Annotated in this window: 14 protein-coding genes; 4 read left to right on the top strand and 10 right to left on the bottom strand. The window is 59.3% G+C overall.

Annotation, left to right across the window (positions count from 1 at the left end):
* Nucleotides 1-151: 151 nt before the first annotated feature.
* Nucleotides 152-931: a ferredoxin-NADP reductase gene (gene fpr / locus PMI37_RS01165; RefSeq protein WP_007908723.1), complete on the bottom strand. Its 780-nt coding sequence runs from the start codon at nt 929-931 to the stop codon at nt 152-154.
* A gap of 133 nt (nt 932-1,064) precedes the next feature.
* On the opposite strand from fpr, the gene PMI37_RS01160 reads away from it, so the two are divergent.
* On the top strand, nt 1,065-1,991 hold the full coding sequence (locus PMI37_RS01160) for a LysR family transcriptional regulator (protein WP_008077179.1): 927 nt from the start codon (nt 1,065-1,067) through the stop codon (nt 1,989-1,991).
* On the opposite strand, the gene PMI37_RS01155 is transcribed toward PMI37_RS01160, so the two are convergent.
* Together PMI37_RS01155 and erdR are read right to left on the bottom strand one after the other, a co-directional pair.
* Nucleotides 1,988-2,350, bottom strand: coding sequence for a diacylglycerol kinase (locus tag PMI37_RS01155; protein ID WP_008077178.1), 363 nt, complete (start codon nt 2,348-2,350; stop codon nt 1,988-1,990). The genes PMI37_RS01160 and PMI37_RS01155 overlap by 4 nt on opposite strands.
* Nucleotides 2,351-2,424: 74 nt before the next feature.
* A complete protein-coding gene (erdR, locus tag PMI37_RS01150; RefSeq protein WP_008077176.1) occupies nt 2,425-3,075 on the bottom strand; it encodes a response regulator transcription factor ErdR in 651 nt (216 codons plus the stop codon).
* On the opposite strand from erdR, the gene PMI37_RS31755 reads away from it, so the two are divergent.
* Nucleotides 3,068-3,226: a hypothetical protein gene (locus tag PMI37_RS31755; protein WP_157173056.1), complete on the top strand. Its 159-nt coding sequence runs from the start codon at nt 3,068-3,070 to the stop codon at nt 3,224-3,226. The two genes, erdR and PMI37_RS31755, sit on opposite strands and share 8 nt — an antisense overlap.
* Before the next feature lie 72 nt (nt 3,227-3,298).
* Here PMI37_RS31755 and PMI37_RS01145 read toward each other — a convergent pair whose 3' ends face one another.
* Complete coding sequence (locus tag PMI37_RS01145) at nt 3,299-4,048, bottom strand: tRNA-uridine aminocarboxypropyltransferase (RefSeq protein ID WP_008077174.1); 750 nt, start codon at nt 4,046-4,048, stop codon at nt 3,299-3,301.
* A gap of 186 nt (nt 4,049-4,234) precedes the next feature.
* Here PMI37_RS01145 and PMI37_RS01140 point away from each other — a divergent pair, with 186 nt between their 5' ends.
* Nucleotides 4,235-4,660, top strand: a complete 426-nt coding sequence (locus PMI37_RS01140; protein ID WP_008077172.1) for a PA3611 family quorum-sensing-regulated virulence factor — start codon at nt 4,235-4,237, stop codon at nt 4,658-4,660.
* Here PMI37_RS01140 and PMI37_RS01135 read toward each other — a convergent pair whose 3' ends face one another.
* A complete protein-coding gene (locus PMI37_RS01135; protein WP_008077170.1) occupies nt 4,661-4,855 on the bottom strand; it encodes a hypothetical protein in 195 nt (64 codons plus the stop codon).
* 350 nt (nt 4,856-5,205) lie between these two features.
* On the opposite strand from PMI37_RS01135, the gene PMI37_RS01130 reads away from it, so the two are divergent.
* Nucleotides 5,206-6,324: a TIGR00730 family Rossman fold protein gene (locus tag PMI37_RS01130; protein WP_008077168.1), complete on the top strand. Its 1,119-nt coding sequence runs from the start codon at nt 5,206-5,208 to the stop codon at nt 6,322-6,324.
* Nucleotides 6,325-6,380: 56 nt separating this feature from the next.
* On the opposite strand, the gene recX is transcribed toward PMI37_RS01130, so the two are convergent.
* The 5 genes from recX to PMI37_RS01105 all read right to left on the bottom strand — a co-directional run bounded on the left by recX (nt 6,381) and on the right by PMI37_RS01105 (nt 9,630).
* Entirely contained in the window at nt 6,381-6,851 is a 471-nt protein-coding gene (gene recX, locus PMI37_RS01125; protein ID WP_008077166.1) for a recombination regulator RecX, read from the bottom strand.
* 8 nt (nt 6,852-6,859) lie between these two features.
* On the bottom strand, nt 6,860-7,915 hold the full coding sequence (gene recA / locus PMI37_RS01120) for a recombinase RecA (protein WP_008077164.1): 1,056 nt from the start codon (nt 7,913-7,915) through the stop codon (nt 6,860-6,862).
* Between the two features lie 83 nt (nt 7,916-7,998).
* Nucleotides 7,999-8,499, bottom strand: a complete 501-nt coding sequence (locus tag PMI37_RS01115; RefSeq protein WP_008077162.1) for a CinA family protein — start codon at nt 8,497-8,499, stop codon at nt 7,999-8,001.
* A 67-nt stretch (nt 8,500-8,566) separates the two neighbouring features.
* Nucleotides 8,567-9,085: a lysis system i-spanin subunit Rz gene (locus tag PMI37_RS01110; protein WP_008077161.1), complete on the bottom strand. Its 519-nt coding sequence runs from the start codon at nt 9,083-9,085 to the stop codon at nt 8,567-8,569.
* On the bottom strand, nt 9,064-9,630 hold the full coding sequence (locus tag PMI37_RS01105; protein ID WP_008077160.1) for a glycoside hydrolase family 19 protein: 567 nt from the start codon (nt 9,628-9,630) through the stop codon (nt 9,064-9,066). Before PMI37_RS01105 ends, PMI37_RS01110 begins: the two co-directional genes overlap by 22 nt.
* Between the last annotated feature and the right edge of the window lie 12 nt (nt 9,631-9,642).

Genomic DNA, 9,642 nt, shown 5'->3' with positions numbered 1-9,642 from the left:
CTTCGGCAGCTCCTACATGGATTGTGGCAGGCATGAAGGAAATGTTTCGGGCATAAAAAAGCCCCCATTGCCTGCAAAGGCAATGGGGGCTGATCGTTCCCACGCTCTGCGTGGGAATGCATCCGTAGACGCTCTGCGTCACCTGAACAGCTTACTTCTCGACGAACGCACGCTCGATCAGGTAGTCACCCGGCTCGCGCATCCGCGCCGAGATTTTCAGGCCGAAGCTGTCGAGCACTTCGCTGGTCTCGTCGAGCATGCTCGGGCTGCCGCAGATCATCGCGCGGTCGTCCTGTGGGTTGATCGGTGGCAGGCCGATGTCGCTGAACAGCTTGCCGCTGCGCATCAGATCGGTCAGACGGCCCTGATTCTCGAAAGGCTCGCGGGTCACGGTCGGGTAGTAGATCAGCTTGTCACGCAGCGCTTCGCCGAAGAACTCGTTCTGCGGCAGGTGCTCGGTGATGAATTCGCGGTAGGCGACCTCGTTGACGTAACGCACACCGTGAACCAGGATCACTTTTTCAAAGCGCTCGTAGGTTTCCGGGTCCTGAATCACGCTCATGAACGGCGCCAGGCCAGTGCCGGTGCTCAGCAGGTACAAGTGCTTGCCCGGGTTCAGGTCATCGAGAACCAGCGTGCCGGTAGGCTTTTTCGAGATGATGATCTCGTCGCCTTCCTTCAAATGCTGCAGCTGCGAGGTCAGCGGGCCGTCCTGCACCTTGATGCTGAAGAACTCCAGATGCTCTTCCCAGTTCGGGCTGGCGATCGAGTAAGCGCGCATAAGCGGGCGGCCGTTAGGCTGTTGCAGGCCGATCATCACGAACTGACCGTTCTCGAAGCGCAGGCCCGGATCGCGGGTGCACTTGAAGCTGAACAGAGTGTCGTTCCAGTGATGAACACTGAGGACACGCTCGTGGTTCATGTTGCTCATGTACGTTTGACTCCTGGAGATTGGGTCTGCGCTGGCTTTTGAAGGCGACGGTGCGCAATTGCATCGCATTCTAATAGCGACGACAATATCTGTTAACTGGATTATTAAGATAAGGGTTATCGGTTATATCGATATGCGATTTACTCTCCGTCAACTGCAAGTCTTCGTCGCCGTCGCCCAGCAGGAAAGCGTATCCCGTGCTGCGGGTCTGCTCAACCTCTCGCAGTCGGCCGCCAGCACCTCGATCACCGAGCTGGAGCGCCAGTCCAGCTGCCAGCTGTTCGATCGTGCCGGCAAACGGCTGAGCCTCAACGCCCTCGGCAAACAGCTGCTGCCACAAGCGGTGGCCCTGCTCGATCAGGCCAAGGAAATCGAAGACCTGCTCAACGGCAAATCCGGTTTCGGCTCACTGTCGGTCGGCGCGACGCTGACCATCGGCAATTACCTGGCGACCCTGCTGATCGGCAGCTTCATGCAGCGCCACCCGGAAAGCCAGGTGAAGCTACACGTGCAGAACACTGCCAATATCGTGCAACAAGTTGCCCACTACGAAATTGATCTGGGTCTAATTGAAGGCGATTGCAGCCACCCGGACATCGAAGTGCAGAGCTGGGTTGAGGATGAGCTGGTGGTGTTCTGTGCGCCGCAACATCCGCTGGCCCAACGCGGCAGCGCAACCATGGAAGAGCTGACGCACGAGGCGTGGATTTTGCGCGAACAAGGTTCCGGCACGCGGCTGACCTTCGATCAGGCCATGCGTCACCATCGCAGCTCGCTGAATATCCGTCTGGAGCTGGAACACACCGAAGCGATCAAACGCGCGGTGGAATCGGGGCTGGGGATTGGTTGCATCTCGCGACTGGCACTGCGCGATGCGTTCCGGCGCGGCAGTCTGGTGCCGGTGGAGACGCCGGATCTGGATCTGGCGCGGCAGTTCTACTTCATCTGGCACAAACAGAAATACCAGACCTCGGCGATGCGCGAGTTTCTCGAACTGTGCCGCGCTTTCACCGCCGGGGTTCAGCGCAGCGACGAGATCGTTTTGCCGACAATCGCTTAAAGCAGAATCACCGCCCACACCAGACCGATCATGCTCAGCGCGACGAATTGCGCGGCGCTGCCCATGTCCTTGGCGTTCTTCGACAGTGGGTGCAGTTCAAGCGAGATGCGGTCGATGGCCGCTTCTACCGCCGAATTCAGCAGCTCGACGATCAGCGCCAGCAAACACACAGCAATCAACAGCGCCTGCTCAACACGGCTGACATTCAGAAAGAACGTCAGCGGAATCAGGATCACATTGAGCAGCACCAGTTGGCGGAACGCTGCTTCACCGGTGAAGGCCGCGCGCAGACCGTCCAGCGAGTAACCGGAGGCGTTGAGGATGCGTTTCAGGCCGGTCTGGCCCTTGAAAGGTGACATAAAGTAGAAACCAACCAAAAAGGAGTGGGAAAGCTAGTTCAACAAAAGTCAAAAAAGCGTGAAGACGCCAGCCTTTATTGGCTCGGAATTGACTCAAGTTGTTGCAGCAGTAGAGCCGCTTGCGTGCGAGTGCGCACATTCAACTTGCGAAAGATCGCCGTAACGTGGGCCTTGATAGTCGCTTCCGACACACTCAGTTCATAGGCAATCTGCTTGTTGAGCAGGCCTTCGCAGACCATGGTCAGCACGCGGAACTGCTGCGGGGTCAGGCTGGCGAGCCCGTCGCTGGCGGCTTTGGCTTCGTCGGAAACGGCAACCGCTTCGAACGCCTGCGGCGGCCAGAACACATCGCCATCGAGTACTTTGCGCACCGCTTCCTGAATCACGCTGAGGTCGCTGGACTTGGGGATAAACCCACTAGCGCCAAACTCACGGGACTTGACCATTACCGACGCTTCTTCCTGCGCCGAAACCATCACCACCGGAATCTGCGGGTATTGCCCGCGCAGCATGACCAACCCGGAAAACCCGAAAGCGCCGGGCATGTTCAGGTCCAGCAGGACCAGATCCCAGTCGGCTTTTTCGGTCAGGCGGGTTTCCAGTTCGGCGATGCTTGCGACTTCGACCAAGCGTACATCCGGGCCGAGGCCCAGCGTCACCGCTTGATGCAGGGCGCTACGAAACAGAGGGTGATCATCGGCAATCAGGATGTCGTATGTGGCCATTTTTCAAATGATCCTGTTTTTGATGGCAGACGCGGTGCATTCCGGTCTGGCCAAAGCAACTCAAGATGCCGCTTTCAAGCGATATCCACAGGGGCACGTTCAACGCCAATCAACAGCAAACACGGCGTTTCAAACCTTGGCCGCACCCTAATCGGCGCCAAGCATGCCCAGCGAAGACGGGGTGGTCAAGCAGCACGGCCGCCGCTGCGTACAGTATGGGCCACTATGGCGCCAACTCTGGCTGCGGCTTTCGTATATAGGGCTGCAACTCGGCATGGGCGGGGGTGGACTCATTCATGTCCAATTGCTGCTTGGCGCCGAGGTAATGCTGGCTGAACACGTCGAAATAGGCGTCCAGCGCAGAAGCGGCGTCCGAGTCACCGGCCAACTCCAGGCACAGCGCCGCGACTTCGGCGGTGCACAGATGCTCGCTGCGGGTCGAGCGGCGCAAGCGATAGCGCGAGAGTTTGTCGGGCAACAGGCTCAAGATCGGCAAGCGATCGAAATACGGACTCTTGCGAAAAATCTTCCGCGCTTCGGTCCAGGTTGCATCCAGCAGAATGAACAGCGGGCGCTTGTTGCTATCGACAGCGACGGTGTTGGTCACACGCGACGGCTCGACGTACTCACCGGGGAACACCAGATACGGCTGCCATTGCGGGTCGTTGAGCAGCGCCAGCATCTGCGGATCGGGCTCGGTGCGCGACCAGATGAATGCATGGTTATCACGCACCACGTCGGCAATCAGCCAACCGGTATTGCTCGGCTTGAACACTTCCTTGCCGGTCATGATCAGGCACACGGCCGACCGCGTTTCGACACTGGGCCGCCAGGCACACAGGCAATGACTGATGATGACCCGGCAGTCTCGGCAGCGTTCGGAGCGAAAGCCACGGGCCTGGATCGGCTTGATGCCTTCATCTTCGCGTTGATCACGCAAACGGGCGACGGCGTTGGGGGCATGATGGGTCACGGGCAACGCCTTACGGCAGGAAAACTCGACACGCACAGCACTCGGCAGGGCAATAAAAGCCGGCAGTTTACCAGAGCGACGGGCACAAGCCTGTACCCTCCCGACCGGCTCCCCTATAATTCGCCGCCACTGAACGCACAGCCCCGGGGCTGGTCGAACCACCAGTCACCGAATCAGGAGAGTTTCATGCTGCGCCTTATCGTTCCCACCGCTGCCATTCTGCTGGCGTCGTCCTTCACCGCTCAGGCTGCCTCCCTGAGTGAGCAGAATCTGAACCGCGAGCTGCGCAACGTCGCCGCCCAGAGCAGCGTCGGCACGCCACGCGCCATCAGCGAAGACATTCTTGATCAGGGCTTCACCGTTGAAGGCACGCAGTTGATCAACCACCTGAGCGTGCAAAAGAGCCACGCCGACAAAATGCGCGCTGACCCCAAAGCCGTGTATTTCCAGTTGGGCGCCTCGGTGTGCAACAACCCGTCGTTTCGCAAGCTGATGGCCAAGGGCGCGATCATGCGTTACGACTTCACCGAAGTGAAAACCAACAAGGCGATCGGCTCCGCCAGCTACCAGGAATCGGATTGCCCGAAAGCCGGCCCGGCGAAGAAGAAGTAATCATCGCGAATTGGCGCGCCGCTGTTCATCCTCGGCGCGCAGTTCGGCCAGCAAGGCCTGTAAATAGTGCGAACGGCGCTCGCCGCCCGCCAACCGCCGGCAGCACTCCTCTTCGAGACTGACATGATTGGTCTCGGCTGATGCCTTCAACATCCGATACAGCTGCGTATCGATCTCCAGAATCACTCTGGCCATGTGTCCCGCCTCCTTGCCACCCACAAATCCTTGAATCGCGTGCACCTTGCGTACGGTCGATGACGCAAAGCTGTCGTACGGCGCCTGTCAGTTAGTTAATCAGAGCGATTGCCGCCCGGCGCACCTTCGGACGAGCGGTGATGACACTGGCTGAAAATCAATAAACGGTTGCCAGCCAAAACTTTACGGCGCAATGATCAAGTCAGCGCAAATGCGCGCCAAGGTCTAGATTCAGAGTATTCCGATCATTTTTCAACGGCAGGCAAGGAACTGCCGATCGTGTGTTTTTTGCAGCGCGGCACTGACGCCGCTCGTCAGGGCCATCCGCTCTGTGCAGAAGGAGACGTTGAATGCCTTACCAACCGAATGACCTCTTGAGCCGTCATTTTCAGGAAAGCGGCCCCGACCTCATTAGCCAGGTCGAAGCACAACTCAGCCGTGTTTCCTCCAACAGCCCGAACATTCCCATTTACCGCGACATGATCCTGACCGTGCTGCGCATGGCTCAGGAAGACCATAACCGCTGGAACGCCAAGATCACCCTGCAGGCCCTGCGCGAACTGGAGCAAGCATTTCGGGTACTGGAACAATTCAAGGGCCGACGCAAAGTCACCGTATTCGGCTCGGCGCGCACACCAGTCGAACATCCTCTGTATGCCATGGCCCGTGAACTCGGCGCCGCCCTGACGCGTTCGGACATGATGGTCATCACTGGCGCCGGGGGCGGCATCATGGCCGCCGCCCATGAAGGGGCCGGCCGTGATCACAGCCTCGGCTTCAACATCACCCTGCCCTTCGAACAACATGCCAACCCGACCGTCGACGGCACTGGCAATCTGCTGCCGTTCCACTTTTTCTTCACCCGCAAGCTGTTCTTCGTCAAGGAAGCTGACGCGCTGGTGCTGTGCCCGGGCGGTTTCGGCACGCTGGATGAGGCGCTGGAAGTACTCACGCTGATTCAGACCGGCAAAAGCCCGCTGGTGCCGGTGGTACTGCTGGATGCACCGGGCGGCACCTTCTGGCAAGGCGCGATGGATTTCATTCGTCAGCAACTGGAGGAAAACCGCTACATCTTGCCGACCGACATGAAGCTGATGCGTCTGGTCTACAGCGTTGAAGAGGCAGTGGAACAGATCAACCAGTTCTACAGCAACTTCCACTCCAGCCGCTGGCTCAAGCGGCAGTTCGTGATTCGCATGCATCACACCCTCAGCGATCAGGCGTTGGCGCACATGCAGGAAGCATTCGCCGATCTGTGCCTGAGTGACCAGTTTCATCAACACGCCTACGCCGGCGAGGAACACGATGAAGCGCAGTTCAGTCATCTGGCGCGACTGGCCTTCGCTTTCAATGCACGCACTCATGGGCGCCTGAGGGAGTTGATCGATTACATCAACCTCCCGGAAAACTGGGCCGATTCAAGACCGCAAACAGTTGAGCGCTCGCGCGAACCGTCAAAGGCAATTTGAAGGCAAAAAAAAACGGCCCGCTATTTTCATAGCGGGCCGTTTTTATTGAATCGGTTTTAATCGTCCATGCCTCGACCGCTGAACAAGCGATTGATCATCTCCATCGAGAACCCTCGATACGCCAGAAACCGGCCTTGCTTGGCCCGCTCTTTGGCATCAATCGGTAAATGCCCGGAGAACTTGCGACGCCATGTGTCCTGAAGTTGCTCCTGCCAACTGATACCGCTTTCGCGCAGGGCGAGTTCGATATCGGCACGTTGCAAGCCGCGCTGGCTCAGTTCCTCGCGAATCCGCAAAGGGCCATAGCCGGAACGGGCACGGTAGGAAACAAAGCTTTCAAGGTAACGGGCTTCGGAAAGCAGGCCCTCTTCCGTCAAACGGTCGAGGGCTGTTTCGATCATCTCCGCCTCGGCGCCGCGCTGACGCAGTTTGCGTGTCAGCTCGACTCGACCGTGCTCGCGGCGTGCGAGCAGGTCCATGGCGGTTCGTCGCACCGCGACGAGGGTATCGAGTACGGCGGTCGTCATCGCTGCAATCAGATGTCAGCGTCGGCCAGGTCGTCTTCAGTCTCTTTGACTGCAGAAGCCTTGGAGTCGATCACTGTCGGCGTCAGCAGTTTGTCACGCAGTTGTTTCTCGAGCTTCGCGGCGATTTCCGGGTTGTCCGCCAGGAACTTGGCCGAGTTGGCCTTGCCCTGACCGATCTTGGTGCCTTCGTAGGCATACCAAGCGCCGGATTTTTCAACGAAACCGTGCAGCACGCCCAGGTCGATCATCTCGCCGTTGAGGTAGATGCCTTTGCCGTAAAGAATCTGGAACTCGGCCTGACGGAATGGCGAAGCGACCTTGTTCTTCACTACCTTGACGCGGGTTTCGCTGCCGACCACTTCGTCGCCTTCCTTCACCGCGCCGGTACGGCGGATGTCGAGACGGACCGAAGCGTAGAACTTCAGCGCGTTACCACCGGTGGTGGTTTCCGGGCTGCCGAACATCACGCCGATCTTCATGCGGATCTGGTTGATGAAGATCACCAGGCAGTTGGCGTTCTTGATGTTACCGGTGATTTTACGCAGCGCCTGGGACATCAGACGGGCTTGCAGGCCCACGTGCATGTCACCCATTTCGCCTTCGATTTCAGCCTTCGGTACCAGTGCAGCCACGGAGTCGACGATGATCACGTCAACGGCGTTGGAGCGCACCAGCATGTCGGTGATTTCCAGCGCTTGCTCACCGGTGTCCGGCTGGGACACCAGCAGGTCGTCGACGTTGACGCCCAGCTTGCCGGCGTACTCAGGGTCGAGGGCGTGTTCGGCGTCGACGAATGCGCAGGTCGCGCCGGCTTTCTGAGCCTGGGCGATCACGGACAAGGTCAGTGTGGTTTTACCGGAAGATTCCGGACCGTAGATTTCAACGATACGGCCTTTTGGCAGGCCGCCAATGCCGAGTGCGATGTCCAGACCCAGAGAGCCAGTGGAGATAGCCGGGATCGCCTGACGGTCCTGATCGCCCATACGCATCACGGCACCCTTGCCGAATTGACGTTCGATCTGACCCAGGGCCGCAGCCAAGGCTTTCTTCTTGTTGTCGTCCATTAAAGTCCTCACGTAATCAATAAGGCCTGACGGCCAACACCTGTATAAGTAGCCAGTATTATTCCACAGCGTTCGCGGATCGCCTACCCCTGATTTTCGATTTCTCGTGCCGCTAGTCGCAGGAGCCCCTCTAGCGCGGCCTTCACCGTTTGTCGGCGGACTTCATCGCGGTTACCCGGGAAGTGCTGAACCTCAGTGGCAACCGCCTCGCCAACGCCCCAGGCCAGCCACACCGTGCCCACCGGTTTGCTCGGTGAACCACCGTCCGGTCCGGCCACGCCGCTGACCGCCACGGCAAATCGCGCCAGGCTTTTGTCTTGAGCGCCACGCACCATGGCCTCGACCACCTCGGCACTGACCGCGCCCACCGTCTCGAACAACTCGGCCGGCACATTCAGTTGCAGGGTTTTCTGCCGGTTGGAGTACGTCACATAACCGGCCTCGAACCACGCCGAACTGCCGGGGATCCGCGTGATCGCTTCTGCGATGCCACCACCGGTACAAGACTCGGCGGTGGTCACGTGGGCATTGAGCACTTGCAGACGTCGGCCAAGCTCGGCGGCCAGTTGGGTGATCTCTTTCACGGCGCTCTCCGGATCGTGTGGAATGCCTCCACCGTACACGAGCCGGTTGCGCTTTCAATACACAGAGTCATTCAAAATGTTCGGGCGCCAACGCTCTGACATAAGCCTGACACGCCTGCAAGGCAATCAGTCCGCGGTCGCCGCTGTCGGTGATGGCGATAATTCGTTGAGCATGCGCCGGGTCAAGTCGGGCGCGTACGGTTGCATGATCCACGCCGCCGGGGCCGGCGGTGGCGGGCACGTTGCAGCGTTGGGCAACGTCGCCGGCGTCGAGAAGGACCGACAGGCGCACATCAGCAGTAGCAAGACGATCGCGCAAGCGATCCTGATCACGTTGGGCATCGCTCAGCGCTCGGTAGTGGCTTTGTTCACTGGCCGAGAGCCGTTGCTCCAGCGCCAGACGTTTATCCTGCTCGACCTGTTGGGCCGAGGCGGCGGCCAGATTCTGTTGGTTCAGCACCTCAGCGTTTAACCGGGCCTGCTCGGCCAGTTGCCGGCCGTAGCGCCAGTCCTGCAACTGCCAGGCCGCCGCAAAAGCGCCCGCGGCCAGCAAAAGAAGGCCGATCACGCGCCAGGAGAAAGGCATAACACCGCCCTCGCCCGCGCCCAGATCTCCAGACGATCCTGCAAGCCGTTCAACCCGCCGTTTATACGCCGCGTGATGGTGTTGAACTGATCGCGGTCGGCCAGCTCGTTGAGGCCGTTCTGTTCCCAGAACCATGCTGCCGATTCGGCTGCCCATTGTGGTTGCTCGAGCAGTTCAGGCAACGACAGCAGACGCTCATCGCCGAACAGCCCAAGGCTGCATTGGCGATAGTTGCTGCGGCCGGTGATCTGAATCAGCCCACGCCCACGGTATTTTTGCCCGTCGCCGTCAGCCTCGGGCGTATTGCCCAATCGCAAGGCCAAGGTGCCGGTGTCGTACTTGCTCAGGTATTGGTTGTTGCCCAACTCCCGCACATAGCGCAATTGCCCGGACTCGTGGCCGACCTGCGCCAGAAACGCAGCCATGCGTTTGGGCGTGTCGATACGACGGCGAGTCATGGCTGCGTTGAGCGCAGAAACAAAAACGCCCGCTTGGGAGCGGGCGTTGGGCATGATGTCGATAAGGTTGTTTTCAGTTATTTGCATAATGCTTGATCC

The sequence above is a fragment of the Pseudomonas sp. GM80 genome, assembly GCF_000282515.1.
Classification (GTDB): Bacteria; Pseudomonadota; Gammaproteobacteria; order Pseudomonadales; family Pseudomonadaceae; genus Aquipseudomonas.
This window is presented reverse-complemented; position numbering and strand designations above follow the sequence as displayed.

Excerpts from the sequence above, each read along its gene's own strand:
- fpr (WP_007908723.1), bottom strand. The coding sequence starts at position 931 with ATGAGCAACATGAACCACGAGCGTGTCCTCAGTGTTCATCACTGGAAC.
- PMI37_RS01160 (WP_008077179.1), top strand. The coding sequence starts at position 1,065 with ATGCGATTTACTCTCCGTCAACTGCAAGTCTTCGTCGCCGTCGCCCAG.
- PMI37_RS01155 (WP_008077178.1), bottom strand. The coding sequence starts at position 2,350 with ATGTCACCTTTCAAGGGCCAGACCGGCCTGAAACGCATCCTCAACGCC.
- erdR (WP_008077176.1), bottom strand. The coding sequence starts at position 3,075 with ATGGCCACATACGACATCCTGATTGCCGATGATCACCCTCTGTTTCGT.
- PMI37_RS01140 (WP_008077172.1), top strand. The coding sequence starts at position 4,235 with ATGCTGCGCCTTATCGTTCCCACCGCTGCCATTCTGCTGGCGTCGTCC.
- PMI37_RS01135 (WP_008077170.1), bottom strand. The coding sequence starts at position 4,855 with ATGGCCAGAGTGATTCTGGAGATCGATACGCAGCTGTATCGGATGTTG.
- PMI37_RS01130 (WP_008077168.1), top strand. The coding sequence starts at position 5,206 with ATGCCTTACCAACCGAATGACCTCTTGAGCCGTCATTTTCAGGAAAGC.
- recX (WP_008077166.1), bottom strand. The coding sequence starts at position 6,851 with ATGACGACCGCCGTACTCGATACCCTCGTCGCGGTGCGACGAACCGCC.
- recA (WP_008077164.1), bottom strand. The coding sequence starts at position 7,915 with ATGGACGACAACAAGAAGAAAGCCTTGGCTGCGGCCCTGGGTCAGATC.
- PMI37_RS01110 (WP_008077161.1), bottom strand. The coding sequence starts at position 9,085 with ATGCCTTTCTCCTGGCGCGTGATCGGCCTTCTTTTGCTGGCCGCGGGC.
- PMI37_RS01105 (WP_008077160.1), bottom strand. The coding sequence starts at position 9,630 with ATGCAAATAACTGAAAACAACCTTATCGACATCATGCCCAACGCCCGC.